General features: G+C 40.4%; 23 protein-coding genes. 13 read left to right on the top strand and 10 right to left on the bottom strand.

What is annotated here, in order from left to right:
• Positions 1 to 190 precede the first annotated feature (190 nt).
• Positions 191 to 3,253: an efflux RND transporter permease subunit gene (locus ABVF21_RS14415; RefSeq protein ID WP_303529392.1), complete on the bottom strand. Its 3,063-nt coding sequence runs from the start codon at positions 3,251 to 3,253 to the stop codon at positions 191 to 193.
• 305 nt (positions 3,254 to 3,558) lie between these two features.
• Between ABVF21_RS14415 and ABVF21_RS14410 the strand changes: the two genes are divergently transcribed.
• The 7 genes from ABVF21_RS14410 (at position 3,559) to ABVF21_RS14380 (ending at position 10,387) form a co-directional block, all read left to right on the top strand.
• Entirely contained in the window at positions 3,559 to 4,440 is an 882-nt protein-coding gene (locus ABVF21_RS14410; protein ID WP_371018445.1) for a TetR/AcrR family transcriptional regulator, read from the top strand.
• 75 nt (positions 4,441 to 4,515) lie between these two features.
• The gene (locus ABVF21_RS14405) at positions 4,516 to 4,806 is read left to right on the top strand and encodes a hypothetical protein (protein WP_371018444.1); all 291 of its coding nucleotides are present in this window, start codon (positions 4,516 to 4,518) and stop codon (positions 4,804 to 4,806) included.
• Between the two features lie 328 nt (positions 4,807 to 5,134).
• Positions 5,135 to 5,947 carry an alpha/beta fold hydrolase gene (locus ABVF21_RS14400; protein WP_371018443.1) on the top strand — a complete coding sequence of 271 codons (813 nt, stop codon included), beginning with the start codon at positions 5,135 to 5,137 and terminating at the stop codon, positions 5,945 to 5,947.
• A gap of 110 nt (positions 5,948 to 6,057) precedes the next feature.
• A complete protein-coding gene (locus ABVF21_RS14395) occupies positions 6,058 to 6,429 on the top strand; it encodes a hypothetical protein (RefSeq protein ID WP_371018442.1) in 372 nt (123 codons plus the stop codon).
• 632 nt (positions 6,430 to 7,061) lie between these two features.
• Entirely contained in the window at positions 7,062 to 9,443 is a 2,382-nt protein-coding gene (locus ABVF21_RS14390) for an immune inhibitor A domain-containing protein (RefSeq protein WP_371018441.1), read from the top strand.
• A gap of 139 nt (positions 9,444 to 9,582) precedes the next feature.
• The gene (locus ABVF21_RS14385) at positions 9,583 to 9,927 is read left to right on the top strand and encodes a MerR family transcriptional regulator (RefSeq protein ID WP_371018440.1); all 345 of its coding nucleotides are present in this window, start codon (positions 9,583 to 9,585) and stop codon (positions 9,925 to 9,927) included.
• Positions 9,920 to 10,387, top strand: coding sequence for an SRPBCC family protein (locus ABVF21_RS14380; RefSeq protein ID WP_303529371.1), 468 nt, complete (start codon positions 9,920 to 9,922; stop codon positions 10,385 to 10,387). The genes ABVF21_RS14385 and ABVF21_RS14380 overlap by 8 nt, the downstream gene beginning before the upstream one ends.
• A gap of 168 nt (positions 10,388 to 10,555) precedes the next feature.
• Here the strand turns inward: ABVF21_RS14380 and ABVF21_RS14375 are convergent, their stop codons facing one another.
• Entirely contained in the window at positions 10,556 to 11,461 is a 906-nt protein-coding gene (locus tag ABVF21_RS14375; RefSeq protein WP_303529370.1) for a TetR/AcrR family transcriptional regulator, read from the bottom strand.
• A gap of 209 nt (positions 11,462 to 11,670) precedes the next feature.
• On the opposite strand from ABVF21_RS14375, the gene ABVF21_RS14370 reads away from it, so the two are divergent.
• Positions 11,671 to 13,179, top strand: coding sequence for a DHA2 family efflux MFS transporter permease subunit (locus tag ABVF21_RS14370; protein ID WP_371018439.1), 1,509 nt, complete (start codon positions 11,671 to 11,673; stop codon positions 13,177 to 13,179).
• Between the two features lie 50 nt (positions 13,180 to 13,229).
• Here the strand turns inward: ABVF21_RS14370 and ABVF21_RS14365 are convergent, their stop codons facing one another.
• A complete protein-coding gene (locus ABVF21_RS14365; protein ID WP_303529366.1) occupies positions 13,230 to 13,808 on the bottom strand; it encodes a CGNR zinc finger domain-containing protein in 579 nt (192 codons plus the stop codon).
• Between the two features lie 112 nt (positions 13,809 to 13,920).
• On the opposite strand from ABVF21_RS14365, the gene trxA reads away from it, so the two are divergent.
• Positions 13,921 to 14,235: a thioredoxin gene (gene trxA / locus ABVF21_RS14360; RefSeq protein WP_303529363.1), complete on the top strand. Its 315-nt coding sequence runs from the start codon at positions 13,921 to 13,923 to the stop codon at positions 14,233 to 14,235.
• 80 nt (positions 14,236 to 14,315) lie between these two features.
• Here trxA and ABVF21_RS14355 read toward each other — a convergent pair whose 3' ends face one another.
• The 3 genes from ABVF21_RS14355 to ABVF21_RS14345 are packed head-to-tail and all read right to left on the bottom strand — an operon-like array spanning position 14,316 to position 17,975.
• Positions 14,316 to 15,461, bottom strand: a complete 1,146-nt coding sequence (locus ABVF21_RS14355; protein ID WP_371018438.1) for a Ger(x)C family spore germination protein — start codon at positions 15,459 to 15,461, stop codon at positions 14,316 to 14,318.
• Complete coding sequence (locus tag ABVF21_RS14350; protein ID WP_303529357.1) at positions 15,461 to 16,546, bottom strand: GerAB/ArcD/ProY family transporter; 1,086 nt, start codon at positions 16,544 to 16,546, stop codon at positions 15,461 to 15,463. The genes ABVF21_RS14355 and ABVF21_RS14350 overlap by 1 nt, the downstream gene beginning before the upstream one ends.
• On the bottom strand, positions 16,536 to 17,975 hold the full coding sequence (locus ABVF21_RS14345) for a spore germination protein (protein ID WP_371018437.1): 1,440 nt from the start codon (positions 17,973 to 17,975) through the stop codon (positions 16,536 to 16,538). Before ABVF21_RS14345 ends, ABVF21_RS14350 begins: the two co-directional genes overlap by 11 nt.
• Before the next feature lie 175 nt (positions 17,976 to 18,150).
• Here ABVF21_RS14345 and ABVF21_RS14340 point away from each other — a divergent pair, with 175 nt between their 5' ends.
• From ABVF21_RS14340 to ABVF21_RS14330, 3 genes are all read left to right on the top strand, one after another.
• A complete protein-coding gene (locus tag ABVF21_RS14340; protein WP_303529351.1) occupies positions 18,151 to 19,404 on the top strand; it encodes an NAD(P)/FAD-dependent oxidoreductase in 1,254 nt (417 codons plus the stop codon).
• A gap of 41 nt (positions 19,405 to 19,445) precedes the next feature.
• Entirely contained in the window at positions 19,446 to 19,763 is a 318-nt protein-coding gene (locus ABVF21_RS14335) for a Rieske (2Fe-2S) protein (RefSeq protein ID WP_303529348.1), read from the top strand.
• Positions 19,764 to 19,842: 79 nt separating this feature from the next.
• On the top strand, positions 19,843 to 20,637 hold the full coding sequence (locus ABVF21_RS14330) for a uroporphyrinogen-III synthase (RefSeq protein ID WP_303530452.1): 795 nt from the start codon (positions 19,843 to 19,845) through the stop codon (positions 20,635 to 20,637).
• A gap of 51 nt (positions 20,638 to 20,688) precedes the next feature.
• Here ABVF21_RS14330 and ABVF21_RS14325 read toward each other — a convergent pair whose 3' ends face one another.
• The 4 genes from ABVF21_RS14325 to ABVF21_RS14310 form a co-directional block, all read right to left on the bottom strand.
• Entirely contained in the window at positions 20,689 to 20,994 is a 306-nt protein-coding gene (locus ABVF21_RS14325; protein ID WP_226612230.1) for a DUF3243 domain-containing protein, read from the bottom strand.
• Between the two features lie 57 nt (positions 20,995 to 21,051).
• The gene (locus tag ABVF21_RS14320; RefSeq protein ID WP_194220931.1) at positions 21,052 to 21,237 is read right to left on the bottom strand and encodes a YjzC family protein; all 186 of its coding nucleotides are present in this window, start codon (positions 21,235 to 21,237) and stop codon (positions 21,052 to 21,054) included.
• Positions 21,238 to 21,571: 334 nt separating this feature from the next.
• On the bottom strand, positions 21,572 to 21,778 hold the full coding sequence (locus tag ABVF21_RS14315; protein WP_194220932.1) for a helix-turn-helix domain-containing protein: 207 nt from the start codon (positions 21,776 to 21,778) through the stop codon (positions 21,572 to 21,574).
• A gap of 21 nt (positions 21,779 to 21,799) precedes the next feature.
• A complete protein-coding gene (locus tag ABVF21_RS14310) occupies positions 21,800 to 22,372 on the bottom strand; it encodes a hypothetical protein (RefSeq protein WP_303529345.1) in 573 nt (190 codons plus the stop codon).
• A 209-nt stretch (positions 22,373 to 22,581) separates the two neighbouring features.
• Here ABVF21_RS14310 and ABVF21_RS14305 point away from each other — a divergent pair, with 209 nt between their 5' ends.
• Positions 22,582 to 23,772, top strand: a complete 1,191-nt coding sequence (locus ABVF21_RS14305; protein ID WP_371018436.1) for a DUF418 domain-containing protein — start codon at positions 22,582 to 22,584, stop codon at positions 23,770 to 23,772.
• Positions 23,773 to 23,783 lie beyond the last annotated feature (11 nt).

Below are 23,783 nucleotides of genomic sequence, written 5' to 3'. Positions count from 1 at the left end.
CCTTTATCTTGATTTTACATGATTCAGAGAAATTTCACTCAATAAATTTGAAAAAGGTGAAAACTTTTGCCTTTGGGAAGAAAATCATAAACCATCACTGTATAAAAATATGTATCGAAAAATGTAGTATAGCAGAACGATTCATTTACACAAAAAAACGTTCAGAGGATTTCCTCTGAACGTTTTTTACTTACATTTCTTCTTGTGCTTTTTTCTTGCCTCTAAATCGATACAAAACAAGGTAAAGCATCGGAACCATAATCAGCGTTAAGACGGCTGAGAAAAGGATACCTGATATGATCGTAACGGCAAGCGGTGTAAAGAGTGCATCGCCGCTTACGGCAACTGGGATAAGGGCAACGATTGATGTAATCGCGGTAAGTAGAATGGGGCGTAAGCGAACACGACCGGACTCAATAACTGCGTCTTTTACATCCATGCCTTTTTTCAGTGCTTGTTCGATAAATTCAATTAACACAACCGAGTTTCTCACTACGATACCGGTGAGAGATACCATTCCCATAACACCAAGGAAACTAATTGGCGTTTGGGTAACGAATAGTCCAAGAATCGCACCCGCGATTGCGAGGTATACGGCAACGAGAACTAGGAACGGAAGTGAAAGTGAATTAAATTGCAGGGCAATCAATAGGTACACTAGGAAGAGTACGATGATGAAGAGTACGGTGATTTCAGCAAAGAAATCACTTTGGGCTTCGTTTTCACCGCCAAGTGTAATGCTGTAATCAGCATCTTCAAGCTGATCGCGCTGATCTTCCACAATTTCTGTTACGTTTGCTTCATAATTCTCCTCATCCTTAGGGAAGGCACGAAGTGTAATCGAGCGTTCACCATCAATGTGAGGAATCTTTTGGATTTGTTCACTTTGTTCTGTTGTCACAAGCTCATCTAATGAGATGAGTTCAGGTGGTCCACCTGTTGATGCGGCTGGAAGCTCAAGGCTGGAAAGATCGACTTCATCTTTGCTACCTTCTAGCACGATATTCATATCACGCTTTACAACGCCATTATCAAATGCTTTTAGTGGAATACCTGCCGTTGCTAGTCGAATTTGCTGGCTGATCTGATTGACTGTAATGCCATTTTCTTCGAGTGCATCACGATCTGGTATATATTCGAGAGAAGGTTCGAAGTCACCTACGTTATCAACGACGAGGTCTGTTTCAAGTCCTTCGATCTCTTTAGTTAGCTCATCTCTAAGGTCGATAAGCTTATCAATTTCTGGTCCTGAGACGGTAACGGTCACAGGTGCTCCTGCAGGAGGTCCCTGCTGGATCGTTTCCATGAAAATCTCAGCATCCGGGTAATCATTTCTGAGCTTATCTGTCCAGTCGTCAATGAGTCCTTGCGTTGTCTGGTTTTCTCGATCGACTCTGGCAACGATTTGGCCAGTATTTTCACCAGTGCTTGTTAGCGAGCTGTTGAAGAGACCAGGAGTACCTGTGCCTGTGAAGACGCTTGTTTCATATACGCCGTCATCTGTTTTCAGTTTTTCTTCAATCTCTTGAAGCGTATCGTGTGTGTCTTCGATCGGCGTTCCGATTGGAAGCGTGATGTCGACCGTTACTTCTTCCTTATCAGCAGGTGGGAAGAATTCAAACGGTGTTAAGACGACTAATCCGAAGATCGCTGTCGTGAACACAAGACCAAGAATAGAAACAAGAATTGGTTTTTTTGAAAATTTCTTTAGAAGCTTGTCGGCATAAACATCGGCAAGCTTATTTAACGGTTTGCCAAGAAGTCCTGGTGCATCTGACATCGGCTTCTTCGATCGACGGCTTAAGAAGTAGCGCAAAATCGGTACGAAAATGAGTGCCACTAATGTTGATGCAATAATCGTTGTAATGAGCACTGTTGGCAACGCGCGTATAAATGCCCCATTACCACCTGAAAGGAAAATCAGTGGCAGGAAGGTAAAGACGATCGCTAGAGAGGAGGTCACGATGGACACCCAAATCTCTTTCACGCCATTAACGGCTCCCATTAGCCCTTTATCGCCGAGCTTATATCTTCGTTGTATGTTGTCGTTTATGACGATCGAGTCATCAACGATAATACCGAGTGCGATGATTAACCCGATGACGGAGATCTGGTTTAGATCCACATCAGCAAAAGGTAGTGGAATAAAGCCCATTAGAACGGAAATGGGAACTGCAAGTGCTACGACGAGCGCACCTGATCCAGAAAGCCCGAGAGATGTTGCCACAATAACGGCAAGCACAGAAATGGCTAGGGATAGGAATAGGCCATCAAAAATATCCGTTACGATGGATGCTTGAGAGTAATAAGGCTCTAGCTCTACGTCTGAAGGCAGGCCTTCTGAAAGCTCATCCACTTTATCACTCACACGCTCATCGACAGTTGGGATATCTTCCCCGGACTTTACGTAAGCGGTGAAGGAAACAGATGGCTGTCCTTCAAAAGTGATAATATCTTCAACGTCTTTTGGACTAACTTCAACGCTTGCAATGTCTTTTAAGTAAACCGCGTCTCCATCAGGGCTTTCACCTACAAATAACTCTTCCATCTCATCGAGTGAATCGTAGTTTTCAACAGAAAGCTGAACAACTTCTTCATCCATTTTCTGTTTTCCTAGAGGAGTTGGGTAGTATTCATTATTAATGGCACTTTGAACGTCGGTAACGTTCAAGCCGGAATCTTTTAATTCCTCTTGTTTTAATTCAATTAAAATTTGTTCTTCAGGCAGTCCTTTGATCGTAACGCCAGAAACGCCTGATAATTCTTCGACTTCCTCTTTCCATCGATTTAATTCTTCTTCAAGAGAGAGGAGGTTGTCGCGGTTATCGCTTGTAAGATGGTAGGAAACAATCGGCATTTTTGCCGTTGATTCATTTACATCTGGTTCGAAAGCTTCGTCAGGAAATGAAGTCGAGGCATCGGAAACGGCCTGGCGTACGTCACCAAACACTTCCTTCTTACTTTCTCCTTCCGCTACTTCGATCACAATGTTCGAAAAGCCTGCTGCTGAAGAAGATGTCACTTCAGCGATGCCATCGATCGAACTGAGCGATGACTCGATTGGGTTCGTAATTGATCGTTCAACTGTGTCCACCGTTGCACCAGGATAAACGGTGCTAATCGTTCCGATATTTACTGTTGTTTCCGGAATTTCACGCTGTGGAAGTTGAATGAATGTAAACACTCCAACAATGACAAATAATAAAATAAATATCATAAAGAGCTTGGAACGTTGTAAAATCCATTTCAACATATGAGAGCCTCCTCTGTTCGTTTTCGACTGTTCGGTCAATCTGATGTCATTTATACCCCATATTTGTTGAAATATAAAGTTTTAATGTGCTTGACTCAATAGTCATTTTTACTGAGATCAGCTTGGAAGTCAAGAAATGAGTGTGCTAGAAAACGAATTCGAAAGGGGAAAGGTTAGTCAGGTATGGTTATGTAAACTTCTTCTTTAAATCGAGATATCCAGTTTAAGCTCGAGGGCATATTGTGACTATCATTCCACTCATCAAGTAGTGTATTCTGATGGAAGAAGACATCGAGGTGAACGATATGGATAAACGAAAAGCAATATTAGAAGCGGCTGTTGAATTGATCGCAGAGAAAGGATACACGCATACATCGATGCAGCAGATCGCTGATAGCGTGGGTGTCTCAAAAGGTTCGCTTTATTCATTTTTTCCATCTAAGGAAGATTTGATTATTTCGATTTATGAACACTATCAACAGCTCGTTTTTGAACGTGCTTTTGTTGTGGGATTAGACGGTAATCTACCACCATATGAGCGGTTCGCAAAACAATTTCAAGTGCAATTCGAAGGGATATTGGAATATAAATCTTATATGAAAATGCATATGCGCGGGGAATCCGCTCAAAGCAGTGAAAAGCTTGAAGGAATGGGCCATCGCATGAGAGGGAGACTCTTTAGCTGGCTAGAACGGAATTTGATTGATTTATATGGGGAGAAGATTGCACCTTATAAATGGGATTTGATGTGGATGACGCAATCCATTTATACCTCTTATACTGGTCTTATGATTTCTTCTGAGAGCCTGCTTTCTCCAGAAAAGCTTGGAAAGCACATCGTTAGGCAGATTGATATTCTAGCATCGGATTTTCTAGCAGGAAATAGCGCGCCTCTTCTAGATGATGAAATGATGCGTCCTTTTTCCGTAGGGATGGATCGAGAAGGTGCTTTCACATCGTTTGAGAAAAGAGAGAATGCCTGGAAGGCGCTCTATAATAATATCCATGAATTAAAGCAGCCTCAATACTATCTAGAGGTAACGGATCGCATATCGGAAGAATCTAGAAAGTCAAAGCCTGATGAGATTGTGATGAGAGGGCTGTTTCATTTACTGAAAGAAGAAGATGTGCTGAAAGGAAATGCGCAAGCACTAGAGACACAAATCCTTCCGACGACAAAACATTAGGATGGTTATTTTCCATTTTTTTCGGGTAAATAGGGTGTAGAGAGAGATGGTTATCACCAAAGGAGAGAGAGACATATGTCAGAGAAACCTTCATCAATCAATGGAAGCAGTACCTTTATTGCAATTGTTTCCATTGTAGCGGGCTGTCTTGCTGCTATCATTGCAGGCAGCTTCCTATCCGGAGCTATTGAACTAGCAACAATTGAAATCTTCCCTATATTCTTCCCCATCATTATTTGCGCTGTCGGCATTTTTCTAGGAGTGGTTGCTTTTCGCATTTCAAAAAGAAGACTTGCAGTAATGGGGATTGCCTTAAATGCTGTTGTTCTTTTATTACCAATAGGCTTTTTAGTCGTGAAGTTATAGAGGAATTATCAAGGTTTGAAAATTTAATAATAATGCTAGAAGCGAAGACTTAAAGAGGGTGTCACTAAAGTTATACTTTGGGACACTCTTTTTTTGGTCAAACCGAAATGCTTTTTTCTAGTTGAAGGTGAGGTATGGGTACGTACTTCCAACTCATTGCAAAGTTTAAGATAGAAGTGTGAGTTCTCTAGTACTCTCTGTTTATTAAACACTTATTAACTTAACGATTTTCTTCTTTCAATCTCCTCCCATTCACGGTTATACTTATGCAAGAGTATCGGATCAACTATGGGGCGCAACACCCCTTATACAGAGAGGATTTAACAGCATGCTTGATTATAAGCTTTACAAAAGTAAGAAGGCGAACTGCAGTGAAACGATCGTGTTGATTCACGGTCTTGGTGGGAACTATGGGATCTTCTGTAACCAGATTGCCACATATAAAAAAGAATATGATGTGCTTGCTATCAACCTACCAGGGCATGGGAAATCGCCGAGCACTTACAGTTACAACATGCCTTTCAATAGAGAATTAGTTGCAGATGAAGTGATTCTGCTTCTAGATGAGTTGAAGATTTCTAAAGCGCATTTAGTAGGCATTTCACTAGGATCTGTTGCCGTACATCATTTGCTTCAACGAGTGCCAGAACGCGTTCAAAGTGCTGTACTAGGAGGCGCAATTACTCGCTATGCGCCATTAGCTACCTTCATGCTTCGTGCTGGAAATGCAGTGAAAGCATTCGTGCCATATATGTGGTTATATAAACTGTTCGCATATATTATGATGCCTAAAGCGAATCATGCTAGCTCTAGAGAGCTATTTATCAGAGAAGCTCTTAAAATGAATCGAAGAGACTTCCTAGCTTGGTATGCGTTAACACCTGAAGTAAATGCAGCATATGCGAATGTTCAACAATATAGCCAAAACATCCCGAAGCTCTACATTTCTGGGGAACAGGATCATCTCTTTTTGGATCCTTTATTAGAAGATACGAAAAGCGATGAACGGGCACAGCATTTGATCTTAGAGCAATGCGGTCATGTTTGTAACGTGGAAAAACCAAGGGAGTTTAACGATGCTTCGCTTGCATTTTTTAATCAGCATAGCTCACCCCAGTCTTCTATATCATCCGCTTTATGAAGGCTTTGAGTTGTAAGTGCCTGTCACCAAGTGTCTTTATCCCTATGTGTAACCTTTTCACCACTCGACTCGTTTATTAGGAAAAGGCTGAGCGAATGGAGGAGTACATAATGAAGATAAAGTCTCTATCGATTTTATTAGGAATCTTATTACTCATTGGGTTAGCAGGATGCGGGGAAAATGAAGCTCAAACCGTAAATACATCAAAGGATGACGTGGGGGAAGAGACGGCAGCTCCCGCTACATCAGAAGATGACTTCTCTCAAGAAGCAAGAATGATCGCAAATGATGAGAAGCTCATTGAAATGCTTAAGTCTACCGGAGTAATTAAGGAAGGTGCGACGCCAGCCGAAATACAGAATGCGCTAGAAGAGTACTTGAAGGAGAAAGCAGAAGGGATAGACCAGGGCTCAAAATCAAGTGAGAAATATATCGAGGATTTGAAGAAACAAATTCGACAAGATTTGGAAGAAGATTTATAAAAACTTCATATGAGATAACAGACAAGAGATTTGTTGTTAAGGAGTCAATGAAGAATACCGTTCTTCATTGGCTCCTTTTTAGTTTTTGTGTTAGAAATAATTGGATGCTTCGTGGTGTGATGAAATCACATAAATGTCGGATGGGAGTGAGTAAAGTTGAATAAACCTGTTGTCATTTACCTTCTCCTTTTGAGCGTATTGGTAATATATTTTCAAGATAGCGAAGAAAGTATAATGATCTATAATTGGTTTTTAACCATACTGTTGATGGTTAACATCTTTACTGATGTTGGGGAGAAGTTAAAGTAATTATTGACACACATAATTCATAGAAAACCCTGCAAATAGGATTCCTGATTTGCAGGGTTTTTTCTTCTTATTATTTAGATAATTTATTCGGTTTAATGTGTTGAAGCGTTATTGCAAGAAAATAAATAAAGCGATAAGGTAATGGTCCTTTAGGTCTGAGTCTATTGTATGAATAATCATTTATTAGTAAGAAAAACCGTCATAAAAAGAAGTTTGATAGGTAATATCGATACTTTTGAATCATTCAAATTTTTCTGAAAAAGGATTATAGTATGATTATTGTAAAACTATTGTAAAAAACATTTTCTAGGGGGAATGAGATTTTGAAGGGGAAAAATGTACTGTCAATGGCGATGGTGGCTGCGCTAACCTTAAGTGCTTTCACAGCACCTGGAGCAAGTAGTCAAGCTAGTGTAGACACGCCGCAAGTGAAGGAAGAAGTTGTACATAAGCAAGGTCCATTTGATCTAGCTATTGCAAATGAAGAAAAGCTAATTGAAATGCTGAAAGAGAGTGGGAAAATCTCTAAAAACGCATCTGCCAAAGAAGCAGAACAAGCATTGGATGTGTTTTTGAAAGAAAAGTCTGAGTCGCTTATGGAAAAAGATACGAACGGGGAATTAGAAGATGAAAAGCTTGAGGTTGAAGCTGACATTAAAGAAAAGTTAAAGAATGATAATAAAGGTAAGGGAAAGGATAAAGGAAAAAAAGGCGGCAAGAAACTTGATAAAGTCGTTGAAGAAGACTACCACGGTGATGTTCGTTCTGATAACGTCCTAGTCCTTTTAGTCGAATTCCCTGATTTTCCACACAACAGTATTCAGCCAGATGAATCTGATATGTATTATGAAGATTACGTGAAAGAACACTATCAAGATATGATTTTCGGTGAAGATGGGTATGAAGGTCCGAATGGTGAAGATCTTATCTCTATGAAACAATATTATGAAGAACAATCAAATGGCGCTTACACGGTAGATGGCACTGTTGCTGGTTGGTATATGGCATCCCAAAATGCAGCTGAATACGGTGGTAACTATCCGACAGAAGATGATAGCGACAAGAATGCGCGTGGTCTTGTAAAAGAAGCCTTGAATGCAGCGGCTGCTGATCCTTCTGTCAATCTAGCAGAATATGATCAAGAAGATCGCTATGATCTTGACGGTGACGGTAATTTCCGTGAGCCAGATGGTCTTATTGATCACTTGATGGTTGTTCACTCAGCAGTTGGAGAAGAAGCTGGTGGTGGACAATTAGGATCTGATGCGATTTGGTCTCACCGCTGGAACCTTGGTAGTATTTTCCCAATCGAAGGATCACCAGAACCAGAGGAGGATTACTTTGGTGCAGGTTCCATGTATGCATATGACTATACTATTGAACCAGCTGACGGAGCAGCAGGAGTGTTTGCTCATGAATATGGTCACGATTTAGGTTTACCAGATGAGTACGACACACAATATTCTGGGGCTGGTGAAGCAGTATCTTACTGGTCAATCATGGCGAGCGGAAGCTGGGCTGGTGCACTTCCTGGAACAGAACCTACTGGTTTCAGCGCATGGTCTAAAGAATTTCTTCAGGCTGCTCAAGGTGGAAATTGGTTGAAGTATGATGAAGTTGATTTAGATGAGATTGGCAAAAAAGGTTTGGAAGTATATTTGGATCAAGCGAACACGAAAGGGACAAACCTTGACGCGCTTCGTATCAACCTTCCAGACAAAGAAACGGAAATTAACACGCCATTTAGCGGCGAATTCGAGTATTTCAGTGGAAGTGATAATGATTTAGATAATTCCGCTGTCATGAATGTAGATCTTTCAGATGCGTCATCAGCCGAATTGACGTTTAAGACATGGTATGACATTGAAGAGGACTGGGATTATGGTTCGATTCAAGTAAGTGAAGATGGCGAAGTTTGGACATCCATTCCTGGAAACATTACCACAGATACAAATCCTAATGATAGTAATCCTGGACATGGGATTACGGGTAACTCAAATGGTTGGATTGATGCTACATTTGATTTGAGTTCTTACGCTGGAAAGGACGTTCAAGTGAAAGTGAACTATTGGACAGATGGAGCTGCGATTAACCCTGGCTTCTATGTTGATGATATTCGCGTCACTGCTGATGGGAACGAGCTTCTCTTTGACGATGCAGAAGGTGAGCCTAAAGTGGCGTTAGATGGTTTTGCAAAGGATAAAGGAGTGAAGGTTTCAGAACACTACTACCTTCTTGAATGGAGAAATCATCAAGGTGTCGATGAAGGACTTGATCACATTCGTCGTGGTGCTAGCTTGATGTCTTATGATCCTGGTTTAGTTGTTTGGTACGTGGATAACAAGTATTCTGATAACTGGACAGGCGTTCACCCTGGCGAAGGATTCCTTGGGGTTGTCGATGCGGATCAGCACGAATTGTTCTGGAGTGACGGAACGGTTGCCCAAACACGTTACCAAATTCATGATGCGGCATTCAGCCTTCGTAAAGATGAGAAGATGTTCATTGACTACAGCGAGCTTCTTGGTCGCACAATGACAGATAAGAAAAATCAATTTGTGAAAGAGTTCAACGATAAGAAAAGTTATTTGAATGAAGCCATCCCTGATGCAGGACGTAATGTACCTCAATATGGCTTGAAATTCAAAGTAACAGGTGAAGCAACGGATCGTTCAGTAGGACGCGTGTTGATCACAAAAAAATAAGAAATGAGGGAACGCTTAGAGTTAAGCGTTCCTTTTTTCGTTTAAAGGGGGAGGTTGGCCTGACCCCGTTCTAAATAATTGATATAGTATGCTTGACTAGGTGGTGTACCCCGCAGTTTATGATGAAGGGGGAGGGGACATGTATAAAATAAGCGAGTTTGCTCAGTTAACTGGGTTAAGTAAAGAAACGCTTCGCTATTACGCAGAAGTTAAGCTGTTAGAGCCAGCCTATATCGATCCGAACAGCCGTTATAAATACTACGATGATGGCAGTTATTTTCTAGCACTATTATTAGCAAAGCTAAGGCGGTTTGGATTTACCATTCAGGAAATGAAGTCTGTGATGGAAGATGAGTCATTCGCTCATTTAGAAGATCTTTTGAGTCAAAAGAAATTGCGTATAGAAGAACAAATAAACGATTTGCAACTTCAACTTAACGACATTGATGAGTTTCTTAAATCAGGGAGGGAAAAGAATGATTAGCTGGAAAGAAGAGAAAATGATTCGTGTGTCGATCGAAACGGTTTGGGATTTGTTTAGAGACGAAAATATTCAAATGATTATGCCGAAAGTTGAAGAGCATGTATTAATGGAATTGGAAGAGGATCAAGTCGGAGCGAAGCATCGTCAAACGTATCGGGAAGGAAAAAGACTTGAAACTTACATGGTTGAGACGATCGCCTACGAGGATCGAGAAGAATATAAAGAGAAACGGATTAGTTTTGTGTTAGGAAAGGCGTTTGAAATATCGCTTGGATTTATACTTGAAAAAGTGAGTGAAAGCGAAACGAAATTCATTTACGAAGGTCAAAATAAAGGCGTGAATTTTGTGGGGCGCGCCATGCTTAAGCTAAGCCGTCAAAAAGATCAAATGAATGTTGTTCAGGAATTTATGGACAGAGTGGAAAGGGAAGCGATTAAACGAAATGAAGTCCAGATTTGATCCAAGCAGCATTTATTGAGATCTTTTATTCAATTTGATATCTAAGTGGAAGTGGAGAGTGCGGTAAAATCGGCATAATTCTAATCTTTGTACGGTCGTAAAGAAGTTAGTTAGTATGAAAGCCGCCAAGGCAAACTGGGCGGCTTTTTTCTATGACATTAGTGCTCATTATGTGTCTGAACGTTCGCAAGCTTCAGCTACTTTCACAAAATACCCTTTTACTAATTCATCGAGCGTAGCAACGGATTTTTGGTCAAGCGTTTGATCGTTCCTCAATGAACAAAGAACGCTTTCAATGAGAAATTCTCGTGACTTCTTAGAATGAAGAAATTCATCCTGGATAAAGTCTAGAAGTTCTATTGATTTCGTGTGTTTCTCGTTCAAGCCCCTCTTCAGAGTTGCGATTGTTTGATGAAGTTTTTCTTTGAAATCCTCATCGGAACTCGTTGCATTTGGTAGCCAGGTACTCATCTGTTCAGGTTTGTTCAGTTGTTCTTCTGCGGCAGCGGCATCGTTAACGATGGTCACGATACGCTGGACGCTATAGTGGACAACGGGGGAAATGTCTACGCTCGGACCGTTTGCAATCGAATAGTACTTGACATTGTGGTGAAGTATGCCGAGAAACATAATCGCCCCATCAAGTAGATATGCTCGCTTATCTTCTCCGAATAGCTCAAGAAAACGATTGAATACCCACTGAATCATTCTCTTTTGTCCTTCTTTTAGGAAATCCTTCAAATCCTCATCATTCGAGACAAACACTTCTTCAAAAAGTGTAATCAGCTTGTTTTTCTTATTCGTATTCATTTGCAGTTCAATTTGTTTAATAAAGATAGTAAGATCAGCACGGTCCTGTCCGATCAGCAATTCATCCCGGCTTGTTTCCATTGAGCCATAAAGAGCTTTGAAAAGAGCAATTAATAACTCATTTTTTGATGAGAAGTAATTGTAGAACGTGCCTTTTGAAATGCCGCTATATTCGAGTATGTCTTGAATGGATGTTGCCTGAAAGCCTCTTTCAATAAAAAGCTGATGCGCCATCTTAATAACGTGCTGTTTGCGATCGTTCATTCTATCACCTTTTACTTCGTTATATTTACATGAAATTTATTGTTGTACTGCCGGTATAAAATTGATCATACCTTATTTCTTGATTAGAAACAAATCCTTTCAAATCGGGAAGAAATAATGATTGCAAAAATTGAACTCATGGTATATGATATTAGAGATTTGAACCGATGGTATAAATAATTGAACTAAAGGTATATGGGGGAATGATGATGAGTCAATCAGTGAAAGAGACGCCAAAACCAAAGTACGGCATTCTTGCGATTCTGATTGTTGGTGCTTTTATTGCGTTTTTAAATAATACATTGCTTAATATTGCGTTGCCATCGATTATGGCAGATTTACAAATTGAAACGGCTACGGTTCAGTGGCTTACAACAGGATTTATGCTTGTGAACGGTATTATGATTCCGGCAACGGCATTTCTTATTGAGAAATATTCCGTGCGTCGCTTATTTCTTGTTGCGATTGGATTATTTACAATTGGTACAGTTGTTGCTGGGATGGCGGAGATCTTCCCGGTTCTACTTGGAGGAAGAATGCTTCAAGCTTCAGGTTCAGCGATTATGATGCCGCTTTTGATGAATGTCATGCTCGTTAGCTTTCCAATTGAAAAAAGAGGGGCGGCAATGGGTGTTTTCGGTTTAATTCTCATGGCGGCGCCAGCAATCGGTCCGACGCTCTCTGGTTGGATTATTGAAAACTACGATTGGAGAATGCTTTTCCATTTCGTGACTCCAATTGCTATTACGATTTTTCTACTTGGTTTCTTCTTGTTGAAGGATAAGAAAGAAAAAGTAAACATTCGTCTGGATTTATTTTCTCTAATCTTATCAAGTATTGGTTTTGGAGGTATTCTTTACGGCTTTAGTTCTGCAGGGAATAAAGGATGGGATAGCCCGCAAGTTTATTTAACGATTGGAATTGGGGTTATTTCTCTGACGACGTTTATTATTAGACAGTCGAAACAAGAACGACCAATGTTGAATTTTTCGATTTTCAAATATCCAATGTTCGCTCTTTCGTCATCCATTACTATGGTTTTAAATATGGCGATGTTTTCAGGGATGCTGTTGCTCCCGATTTACGTGCAAACCATTCGAGGCATTTCACCACTGGATGCAGGGTTGATGATGCTTCCGGGTGCACTTGTGATGGCATTTATGTCTCCGATCACAGGACGCTTATTTGATAAAATTGGCGGTCGCATTCTAGCGACAACGGGTCTTGCTATTACAGTTGTCACAACATACCTGTTTAGTACATTGTCTATGGATACAACGTATAACTATATTATGATTCTTCATGCTGTGCGCATGTTCGGGATGTCAATGGTTATGATGCCTGTATCAACGAATGGATTAAATCAGCTACCAGCTCGTTTCTATCCACACGGTACAGCGATGAACAATACGTTAAACCAGGTAGCAGGCGCCATTGGTACTGCGCTTCTCGTTACGATTATGTCTAACCGAACAGAATCAGCTGCAGCTGACCTCGCGAGGGAAGCTGCGACAAGCGGAGCAGTAGATCCTACGATGCAGCAACAAATCGCCATGCAGGCGATGCTTGAAGGAATTAACTTCGCCTTCTTTGTTGCTACATTTATTGCAGGACTAGCATTTGTGCTCTCATTCTTCATTAAGCGCGCTGGTCGTGAAGAAGTGAAGCAGACGATTGTGCCAGAATCCAAGCCAGTTGAGCTTGTGACAAATTCATAATAGATAAGCTACAAAAAAGGCTGAGATCCCTAGGGACCTCATCCTTTTTTTTATTCGTTAGAAGAAGCTGTTTTGGTTTTATTATGATAATGCTTTTTAGCTTTTGTACGATTTCCGCAAACCTCCATCGAACACCATTTCCGCTTTCCCTTCTTATTGACGAAGAAAGCTAAGCAATGTTCACTTTCGCATGCTTTTACTTTATCCAATACACCACTTGTTTCATGATCAAGCATCTGATAGGCAATGAGTGAGAGTAAACCTTTCGTTCCACCCTCAATAGGGAGCGGGATAAGGGACTTTTCATCGATCGTAAAAGAAAGTGGGGTCGCTTTTGTCACATTACTTAGCAATTCGAAAAAATCGATTTGAGAAAGGTTCGAAGCGAAGTATTCACGACATTGATTCCGAAAGTGTTGAATGTCATTTGTATAAATAGGATCCTTCTTAATGAATTCTACTTGTTTCTTGTTTAACAACCCCTTGTTTTCCATTAATGTGATCCACTGAACGACGTTCTCTTCCGTTAATAGCAGATCGATAGGGTTTTGATTTTGTATTTTTAGAGTGTTCATTAAGTTAATAAATAGGAAATTAGAAAAATGGGAAAAACTCGTTTCGAGTATCATGTTGAAACACACCTTTTGCTTTATCGTTGACATCGATTATAACATAATGTAGTATTCTAACCACTAAATTAGTTTTTAGTAGTTATAAAAATAAAGTAAGAGGAGAGATATAATGTCAGTACAAAAAGTAACGGACCAAAACTTCGAAGAAGAAACAAATCAAGGACTCGTTCTAGCAGATCTAGGAGCGCCATGGTGTGGCCCATGTAAAATGATCGCGCCAGTGTTAGATGAACTAGATGAAGAACTAGGCGAGCAATTAAAAATTGTTCAACTTGACGTGGATTCAAATCCAGAAACAGCAAGAAAGTACGACGTGATGAGCATTCCAACATTGCTTTTCTTTAAAGATGGCGAACTTGTTGAGAATGCGGTTGGATTTCGAACAAAAGAAGAATTAGCAGGTATTGCTAAAAATCACGGCTAAGTTTCTCATAAATAAAGCAGCGCTTCTAATTAAGAGCGCTGCTTTTATTATTGATTACGTATGATGTTAATTGGCTCTCATTAATTAATATCCTGAGTCCCATACCCTGTTATGGTGAGATTCACGTCTACATTAACAGTAAGGGAAGGGAAAATGTTTTCCCAATTCTTCTCGTGTTCCTTCCAGTATCGAGGTTGTTTGATTTTTACCCATGTGCCAATTTCCAGAAAATCGAGTTGCTGTTCTTTCTGAGCGATGGAAAGAACGCGTTCAATATCTTTCTTGATGACTTGTTGTCCCTTTTCTTGGAGTGGCGTTTCCCACCCTTCTTTGAAAACGTCGCGTTCTATCTCCCAGTCCTCCGCAAGTCGCAAAGAACTTTCTACAATAAGGTCGACGGTTAGCTTTCCGTTTTCTACATTTGGCTTAACGATTGTGTTCGATTTCATTATTTCTAGGACGACTTGATCTTCTCTAGACTCTTCCGCTTCAATGGTTACGATCCCACCCTGAACTTCATCTGTCACCCATTTAAAACCTCCAACTTCTTCTGGTGAAAGCCAGCCAACTAATTTTTCGTTTTTATTTGATATAATCCCGCCCCCAAGCAATCGGAGTCTATTATCGTGAATTCCTACTTCAGGAATGACGAAGCTTGCATCTTCTGTAATCTTATTGGAGGCTTCTCCGAATTTGAGGTTATCCAATACATACAGACTCCGCTCTTTGTTTTGAGTTAGCTCCTTAAGCTGTACGGCAGGAAACATTTCTTTTGTTGGATCGACATTTAGTATCGAAGCGGCAGGCTCTCTTGAAATAAATAAGGAAACAGTTCTCCTAAATTCATGATCACGCAAAAAGAAACTGATGAGTTGCTTGATCGGTTCTTTTTGTAGAAGCTCTTCCGAGAGAACCATGGATTTAAGGTGAGTATAGTTAGGTGGCCGGTCGGTTTCAAGTGAATTTTCTCGAATCACTTCAAAGAAATTATTCCCATTTAAAGTTATGTTCTGAAAGGGCTGCTCTCCAGTCGTCCCAGTCTCTGTTCCTTGGATGTTATTTGGAACGACGTATTGGTTTGTTAAGGCAAACACTTCCTCTTTGTCTTCATGGTAATCAAGTCCAATCCCCATGATCATGCCGAGATCTTCAATTTCATTACTATCCCAGCACGCCGTAAGCAAGATGAGTTGAATGACAGCTAGAAATAGGTAAGTTCTCTTCATTAAGCAGTCCCCCTTCTAAACGAGAGCACTAGAAGCAATAGGGGTAGCGCGATGAGAACGGTGTAGGATAAATAATTCACGTATGTCCCGTAAGAAAATAGTTCAGTAATGCCTGACGGTAATAACGAGAGCATCAGAATGATGAATCCAATCATGATATTCATAGGGAGGGTGTTTTTTACCTGAAACGTTTTCCTCATTCCAAGCACTGCCGAATAGTAATAGGCGGCTAAAGTCGTGAAGATCGTAATGATCCATCCGAATAGGAAGAGAAGTTCGAATCGCTCAAAGAAGAACCCCTGAAATTCGATTGCTTTTGCCATTTCAATTGTTGGAAATGTTATTACCTTTAGTTCCTCGATACTAAGGACTCCGATGTTAAGAATGAAGAAGAGAACATAAATCACACAAACACTCCCAATACTGATGCTGAAAATGGTGAGCGTTGGTTTCCATTTCGTAAACGTAAATTTACCAGACAACACCATAATCAGTTCATATCCAACAAATGAAAAAAAGGTTGTGTGAGCTCCTTTTAATATTTCGATTCCATCAAAATAGAAGATGGGGCGTAAGTGTGTTGGTTCAATATTTTTGATACTAAGAAGAGTTAAGACAAAAAACATGAATAAGATGATTGGAAAGTACAGTTGAAAAAAAAGAATAATATTGGAAAGGCCGCTAGATACAAGATACATACATGAAACGACGAGTACGAGTAAGACGACGAACTTCGGCGTATTATCGAGCAGGTAGTAATTCACGATCTCGGCCATTGTTCGAATGATGTAGGATGAGATGGCGATCATGTAGGTAACAAAAATGAGATTAATCCCTTTTCCGATCCATTTTCCCGTTAATTCTGTGCCTATATCAAAAACTGTTTTCATAGGAAATCGTTTTATGAGCATAAATAGAAAAATCGCATTTATAAACGCAATGCCAGCTCCTAGAATAACGCTCATCCACATGTTTGGTTGACCAACGACTGCTGCGGTTTGTCTTGGCAACGTTACAATTCCGACACCGACGATCGTTGATATGATGAAAATGATGATTGGAAGGGAGGTATGGTTATTTTTCATGTAGTTTCCTATCCTTCTTTCCTACACGATAATAAAGACGTACAAACGAATCTTTCCAGCTTTTCAGCTGAATAGGCGCAAATGGTTCCATGTATGGCGTCCCAAAGCTTCTAAGTTTGATTAAATGAGTGGTTACGATGAAAATAGCGATTAGCAAACCGTATACACCAAGTATGGCTGCAGAGAACAGGAAGAAAAAACGAATTGTTCTTAACGCCAGGCTGAGTTGATAATTAGGAATTGCAAATGAACAGATCGCTGTGAATGAAATGACCATCACCATCATTGGACTCACGATACCCGAGCTGACCGCCGTTTCACCGATAACAATAGCTCCTACAATACTAACGGTGGATCCGATTGGTTTTGGTAACCTTACGCCTGCTTCCCGTAAAATTTCGATCGTAAGCTCCATAATAAAAGCTTCAATTACCGAGGGGAACGGGACACCTTCTCTTGTTTTGGATAAAGAAACGGCCAGGCTAGTGGGAATAAGCCCGTGGTGAAACGAGACTAAAGCAATGTAAGTTGCAGGCAATAGTACAGAAATAAGTGCAGTAAAATAGCTTAATAACCGAATTAATGAAGCAGGAATCCATTTAAAGTAGTAATCGTCAGGTGTTTGAAGAAGCATGTTAAGCGTTGTAGGCGCAATAAGGACAGTGGGAGAGCCGTCTGTCATAATTGCGACGCGTCCTTCAAGTAAGGCGTTTGCTACCTTCGTTGGATGCTGTGTTGATGTTAATTCGGGAAAGACTGACAGCGGATTTCGCTCAAGGAGCTGTTCAAGTATCCCTGCATCAGTTATATAATCAGCATTGATTTCGTTTATTCGTTCTCTGATTTCTTCAATTAATTTTCGATCGGCTTTTCCTTGCAAATACGTTAAAGAGATGTATTTCACAACGTCTTTTCCAATCAGATGTTGTTCAAATAAAAGGTCACTTGTTTTTAAGTGAGCACGTAATAATGCTTTGTTGTCTTGCAGGCATTCTATAAAACCATCCCGTGGACCGCTAATCGTCGGTTCATTGACCGGTTCATCAGGTGAGCGCTTCACAGAATAGGTCGTTATCACAGCGTAAACAGTGTCAATGTCTTCCTCACGAGCAATAATAACGGTGCATCCATCCATGAGGTGCCTTGAAATGAGGCTATTATCTTTAATATTGTTAATTGCAGCCATAGGAATAAGATCAGGAAGATCAGCTGCGCTAATTCTTGTTTGATCGTCTGAAATGGTAAGTAGTGGACTAATGATCGTCTTTTGAATCACCATTCGATCAGAAATATCGTCAAGATACACAAGTGTAAGTGTGAGGCCATCGAGCTTAACGGTTTTAAGCTTGAGATCTTCGCTGTTATGAAACTCCTGCCTTATTTGATCCTCCAGCAATGAAGAGGATCGTGTAAAACGCCTTCTTTTCATATCGCCATCACTCCGAAAGTTATCTCCCTTTATCATTAACGGAATTGGAGAAACTATCCGTTCTTTCCATCACCTATTGAAAACTCTGTTAGGATATATAACCAATTTGTTATTTTCAATTTTCAAACATGGTACGATTTTGCATATCGATGCAACACAGAAAGAAGGGGATAGTGTGAAGAAACGACTTGTCGTGATCGGAAACGGCCTTGCTGGCATTCAATTTCTTGAACGCTTGCTATCGAGAAAACCGTCAAGTTTTGAAGTAACCGTCATTGGAAAGGAGCCTGCCTATAAGCGTTATCTTTTATCGCGCGTTCTACAGAAGGAACTACCCTTTGAAGATGTCAAATTAGAGGATGAGGGTTGGTATCTAAAGCGTGGTGTTCGTTTATTAAAGAATGAGACCGTGGTGACAGTTGATCCTCTCGTACGGAATGTGAAAACCGATCGAGGTCGAAAAATAGCTTATGATCTTCTCGTATTTGCAACAGGTAGTCATCCGCATCTCCTTCCCATCCAAGGAGCAGGGAAGGAAGGCGTGATGACCTTTCGGACGATTGAAGACTGTATGACATTAATGAACGCCCCAAATCATTACCAAAAAGCAGCGGTCATTGGAGCAGGCATCCTTGGGTTAGAAACGGCGATGGGACTTGTTCAGCGCGGAATAAAAACAACTGTAGTCCATCATCAGCCGAATGTGATGAACAGGCAGCTCGACCGGCTTGCGTCTGAAATGCTTCAGGAAGATTTAGAACGTATCGGTATTCACTTTTCATTAAGTAAGCGAGCGAAGGAGATCATCGGAACGTCGCATGCAGAAGGAGTTCGCTTCACGGATGGAACGACTCTTACAGCGGATCTTATAATCATGTCTGTTGGAGTAAAACCAAATATTGAACTTGCTAAGAAAAGTGGGTTGGACGTTCACCGCGGCATTCTTGTGGATGATTTTCTGCAAACGAGTGATCCTTCGATTTACGCCATCGGGGAATGTGCAGAGCATCGCGATATGACATATGGGCTCACTGAACCGCTTCTCGAGCAAGCTGAACATCTTGCAAGAACTCTCGCAGGATATCCAGAGCCGTATACAGGCTCAATCATGTCCACGACCTTAAACATTGCCAGTGTTAACGTATTCTCAGCAGGGCATGTTCTTGAAACTGAGGAAACAAGAACATTTCAATGGATTGACCCGATTCGACACATTTACAAAAAAATTGTGACCTTACATGGACGAGTGATTGGGGCTATTCTTTATGGTGATACTTCAGAGGCAGTTTTATTAGCAAAGCTTGTGAATAGCCTTGCACCCGTTTCTGAAATCCCATCCAATCAGCTATTTCCGGAACAAAAAATAACGCGCAGTACGTTAGCTCTTGTCCCTAAAGATGGGAGATCATCTAAAACGGCTCAAAGCTAATGAAGCATTTGTAAATAACATTGCTTGGGAGGATGTTTCTGATGCCGGTTCATGTCGTAAAGATTCACGTTGGAAGAACGCGTGATTTCACCCCTAGTTCTAGTCGAGCGATTGATTTACTCCAGCTTTCGATCGCCGTTATTTGCTTGTCGGATGGAACTTTCCACGCTATTCACAATCGTTGCCCATATGGTGGAACGGTTGTGAGTGGGAAGATCAGCGATCATTCTATCATATGTGCAAACCATGATTGCCGAATTGATGTTAGGACAGGTAAACTCCTTTCCCCGCATATTGGCGAGGTAGAGACATTTCCGATTGAAATAGAAGATGGATTGATCTACGTTACGCTTGAATGATTTGTAGTTGATCATCTTATTGAGGTGCTGTACGCTCTATTTACGTATAAGTGAAGGAGATGGTACAGTCGTGGGCTTAATGAACAAAACCATAGCGGTTACCGGCGGAAGAAAAGGGGAAGAAATGCGTGCACTTATCGAAAAACAGGGTGGAAAAGCGCTCATTCGACCTGCACAGGGGACTGTTTTTACGAATGAAGAGCATGTCGTTCATTCTTTACGAGAAATAATTGAAAACCCTCCAGATATGTTGATTTATACGACTGGTATGGGAGAAAAAAGAATGACTGAGCTTGCGGAATTAGCTGGGCTAGAAAAAGAATACGATCATTTGCTTCGCTCGATTCCAATAGCCGTTCGCGGTACGAAAACGCTCCAGCATTTTAAACAAAAGGGCATTACGCCACAAACGGTGGCGGATCGTGGGACGATGAATCAATTGGAGAATGCCTTAACGATTGAGAATCAATCGGTTGTTCTCCAAATGCATGGTGAAAATGTGCCAGGGTTTATTGAGTCGCTTGAAGCTGCGAACAATGTTGTTACGACAATTTATCCATACGAGCATACGCCTCCAGAGCAAGCGGTGCTTCAGCAGTTAATTGAGGAGATAGAAAACGGACAGCTTGATGCGGTGGCGTTCACAAGCGCCATCCAGGTACGGTACTTTTTTGAATATGTTGATAGGGTTAAGAAAAGAGAAAGGATCCTATCTTCTTTAACAGAAACGATTCTTCCTGTAGCTGTTGGAGAAGTAACAGAAGAGCATCTAAAGGATCAAGGAATCGAGTATGTTCTCACACCAACCACACCACGTATGGGCGCGATGGTGATGGAAATGGCTAAGTATTATAGAAATCTAGCATCATCATAAAAACGCCGCCATCCTTTAAATAAGGGTGGCGGCGTTTTGCAATTTAGTCATTTAGTTCGTTTGATCTGCTAGCTTAACGAGAACGTGTGCCATATGCTTACGTTCTTCTTCGTTTGCTACGTTCCAGAGCTCGTTAAGTACTTTTTGTTCACGGTTACGCGGATCTTCGTGCTTTGCAAGATAATCTCCAACGCGCTTAGCACCTTTTGATAGTCCTTCTTCACCAAGACCGAGCTTCTCACCTTTGTTTACTTGATCACCAAGATAGTCTTTAAACGATTGGAAGTTCTGCATGATGTCCTCTTTCTTATCCTCGCTCATGTTAGCTACTGCTTGTTTTGGATCTTTCTCTGCCATTTTCATTCATCTCCTTAGTAGTGTTTAGATTCTTTCTTACGAAAGTTCTTTTAGAAACTATGCTTTTTTCCAGTATGCTGATTCATTACTTGATCGAAGTGGAGGAAAGGTTTCTCCACTTTCAAGACTAATGTGTTTTTCGTCCTCTGTGGGGTTACTCGATTTGTTCCCATTCGTTAAACCATCGAATTCATATTTTCCATTCTCAGGGGCTTTTTCACCTGTTTTGTAACGGTCTGCCATTTCGCTCATCTCCTTTTTGTTAAGTACATAGGGTATGTAACCGGAATTGAGAGGTGATAAACCCATAAAATGGTTTGTGAGCACATTGGATGTGCTGACATGTTTATAGTGCATATCCAGAGAACTGTTTAGCTGTAGGTTGGAAGAAAAAGGCTATGTAAATAAACGTTATTGATTTTTGGCTCATTTGCTCGGGCGATTGGTCATCACAGAGCGACCTTTCAACAGAGCTGTAAGGCGAGTGGGATAAAAACTTCACTCGAATGAGCCAAAAAACGATAATTCACAGCATAAGCAAGCATAGCTAAGAAAAAAGAAGAGCGGCATCCACTCTTCATTCATCGTCTATATATTCCAGTAAATCTCCAGGTTGGCAATCCAGTGCCTGACATAGCGCATCTAAAGTCGTAAACCGAATGGCTTTTCCCTTTTCATTTTTTAGAACCGACAAATTCGCTGGTGTAATCCCAACAAGTTCAGACAATCGGTTCAGCGACATTTTCCGCTCTGCCATCATGACATCTAGTTTTATTCGAATCATCGTAAATCCCCTGCTTTATTGTTAGATTGTTTGTTTATTTTCTTCCACTGCGCTAACTGCAAATTTAAGAGCAGAAGCGATGAGAAGGAGAACGACGCCGCCTATGATGGTGTCGAGATAGGCACCAGTAGAAAGACTAATTTGAGCGTTGGTAATTTTCAGTAGATCGAGAACTTTTAAAGCTAACTGTTCTTCAGTATAAGTTGATAAGGTCCCCAAGAATAAGATTGTATATCCCAATTTTGATATAAGAGAGACATTCTCGTATAGAAAGAGATTTTCTTTGTAAATATTCATTAATAGTTTTTGAAGAAACCATAGAAATAGCAACAGTAAGCTACAAAAAGCGGTTGTTGAAACAAACGATAAAATTAAGAAAGAAGTATTGTTAAACAACTCTGGTTGCTTATTAAAGGAAAGATCAAAGTAAGTAAATATAGGCTCGTATATACCAAATGATTTTTCAAAACTACTTCCAGAAAACCAAATTCTTGTTATATGTTCCGTTGTTGTAAAAATAGACAACAAAGCAATGATGTAAAACAAGATCAAACAAATCCTAGATAATAGTTTGAAACCGTATTTCCATTTCATAGTAAAACTCCTTTGTAAGTTATTCCAGTTATCCTATCTTGATCTTACTACAAACACACTTCCATTTCGATAGTTTTTTATCGAAAAACAATAAATATATATTGAAAATAGGTATTTTACCTGATATCTTTGATTTAGGAAATATAAGGAATATCATTTAAAACATGGAAGTGGAAGTATGTGAGTTTCTAATTTAGGAGGTAAACAATGTGACAAATGTAAAAAGAAATGGACTTGTGGATGCATTAAGAGGATGGAGTCTTTTCGGGATATTGTTAGCGAATCTATTAATCTTTCAATATGGGATATTTGGAAAAGAGGAGATCTCGTTTTTTAATCTGTCATCAGTAGATTATGGTGGGTATGTTACCCTTAAAGTCCTTGTAGAAAATTCATTTATGCCGATCTTTACATTTCTATTTGGGTATTCTTTGATATTGATGAGAGATCGTTTGAGGCAAAGAGAGCGACGAGTAAAATGGCATTTATTTCGGAGGTTTTTGGTTTTAATTGGTTTGGGTGTGCTACATAGTACTTTTCTATGGGAAGGCGATATTCTTTTTCTTTATGGAATGATGGGAATGCTGCTTCTTTTCTTTGTTAATCGAAAGCGGAAAACGATTCTTGTCTGGTGTGTAATACTATTCTCAATCGTAACGTTTGTTAGTTATTTAGGGGGCGGGGAGGAAGTGCCTCTAATGAGTGAAGCGAAGATGACTGCTTATATGAACGATATGGTGAACATTTATAGCAGTGGAAACTATCAAGAGATCAAGAATCATCGGCTCAACGTTGATCCAATGGAGTTAAGCGTAGGGGAAGAAATTGCGATGGTTTTCTTCGTTCCATTTCTCCTTCTTCCTATGATGCTCCTCGGAATGTATGCGGGACATGTTCGTTGGCTCGATTCAAGTAAGATGAAACGGTTTTGGTACGTGTCAGTTCTTTTTATTCCGCTTGGTCTGCTCTTAAAAGTCTCTTTTTATTTATCGAAGGAGATTAGCGGGGTTCCGGATATGAGTTTAATCGGAGGAAGTGTGCTTGCAATTGGATACATCGGTTTATTTGGGTACATATACAGCCGTTCTCAAGGAAGTGAATGGATGAGGGGATTTGAGAGCCTTGGGAAGCTATCTCTGTCCAATTACATCTTACAAACGATAATTTGCACAACGATTTTTTATGGCTATGGGATTGGTTTATTTGGAAAGATGGGAGTGGTGTTTTCAATATTATTCGGAATCATTCTATTTATCTTCCAAGTCATAGGAAGTACGTTTTACTTGAAACGCTTTAACCAGGGGCCGCTCGAGAAAGTGATGCGTTTGTTTGTTTATTTGGAGAATCCTTTTCGAAGGAACCAAAAGCGTCCGATGAATGATGAAATCAAAGTAAGTTAGAGGAGTGTCAG

The sequence above is a fragment of the Pseudalkalibacillus sp. JSM 102089 genome (assembly GCF_041366475.1).
GTDB classification, from domain to species: domain Bacteria; phylum Bacillota; class Bacilli; order Bacillales; family Guptibacillaceae; genus Guptibacillus; species Guptibacillus hwajinpoensis_B.
Note: the sequence above shows the minus strand (reverse complement) of the source record. Positions and strands in the feature narration are given on the sequence as shown.

What these genes read in the sequence shown, in the direction of transcription:
- ABVF21_RS14415 (WP_303529392.1), bottom strand. Translation starts at nt 3,253, where the DNA reads ATGTTGAAATGGATTTTACAACGTTCCAAGCTCTTTATGATATTTATT.
- ABVF21_RS14410 (WP_371018445.1), top strand. Translation starts at nt 3,559, where the DNA reads ATGGATAAACGAAAAGCAATATTAGAAGCGGCTGTTGAATTGATCGCA.
- ABVF21_RS14405 (WP_371018444.1), top strand. Translation starts at nt 4,516, where the DNA reads ATGTCAGAGAAACCTTCATCAATCAATGGAAGCAGTACCTTTATTGCA.
- ABVF21_RS14400 (WP_371018443.1), top strand. Translation starts at nt 5,135, where the DNA reads ATGCTTGATTATAAGCTTTACAAAAGTAAGAAGGCGAACTGCAGTGAA.
- ABVF21_RS14395 (WP_371018442.1), top strand. Translation starts at nt 6,058, where the DNA reads ATGAAGATAAAGTCTCTATCGATTTTATTAGGAATCTTATTACTCATT.
- ABVF21_RS14385 (WP_371018440.1), top strand. Translation starts at nt 9,583, where the DNA reads ATGTATAAAATAAGCGAGTTTGCTCAGTTAACTGGGTTAAGTAAAGAA.
- ABVF21_RS14380 (WP_303529371.1), top strand. Translation starts at nt 9,920, where the DNA reads ATGATTAGCTGGAAAGAAGAGAAAATGATTCGTGTGTCGATCGAAACG.
- ABVF21_RS14375 (WP_303529370.1), bottom strand. Translation starts at nt 11,461, where the DNA reads ATGAACGATCGCAAACAGCACGTTATTAAGATGGCGCATCAGCTTTTT.
- ABVF21_RS14370 (WP_371018439.1), top strand. Translation starts at nt 11,671, where the DNA reads ATGAGTCAATCAGTGAAAGAGACGCCAAAACCAAAGTACGGCATTCTT.
- ABVF21_RS14365 (WP_303529366.1), bottom strand. Translation starts at nt 13,808, where the DNA reads ATGATACTCGAAACGAGTTTTTCCCATTTTTCTAATTTCCTATTTATT.
- trxA (WP_303529363.1), top strand. Translation starts at nt 13,921, where the DNA reads ATGTCAGTACAAAAAGTAACGGACCAAAACTTCGAAGAAGAAACAAAT.
- ABVF21_RS14355 (WP_371018438.1), bottom strand. Translation starts at nt 15,461, where the DNA reads ATGAAGAGAACTTACCTATTTCTAGCTGTCATTCAACTCATCTTGCTT.
- ABVF21_RS14350 (WP_303529357.1), bottom strand. Translation starts at nt 16,546, where the DNA reads ATGAAAAATAACCATACCTCCCTTCCAATCATCATTTTCATCATATCA.
- ABVF21_RS14345 (WP_371018437.1), bottom strand. Translation starts at nt 17,975, where the DNA reads ATGAAAAGAAGGCGTTTTACACGATCCTCTTCATTGCTGGAGGATCAA.
- ABVF21_RS14335 (WP_303529348.1), top strand. Translation starts at nt 19,446, where the DNA reads ATGCCGGTTCATGTCGTAAAGATTCACGTTGGAAGAACGCGTGATTTC.
- ABVF21_RS14330 (WP_303530452.1), top strand. Translation starts at nt 19,843, where the DNA reads ATGAACAAAACCATAGCGGTTACCGGCGGAAGAAAAGGGGAAGAAATG.
- ABVF21_RS14325 (WP_226612230.1), bottom strand. Translation starts at nt 20,994, where the DNA reads ATGGCAGAGAAAGATCCAAAACAAGCAGTAGCTAACATGAGCGAGGAT.
- ABVF21_RS14320 (WP_194220931.1), bottom strand. Translation starts at nt 21,237, where the DNA reads ATGGCAGACCGTTACAAAACAGGTGAAAAAGCCCCTGAGAATGGAAAA.
- ABVF21_RS14315 (WP_194220932.1), bottom strand. Translation starts at nt 21,778, where the DNA reads ATGATTCGAATAAAACTAGATGTCATGATGGCAGAGCGGAAAATGTCG.
- ABVF21_RS14310 (WP_303529345.1), bottom strand. Translation starts at nt 22,372, where the DNA reads ATGAAATGGAAATACGGTTTCAAACTATTATCTAGGATTTGTTTGATC.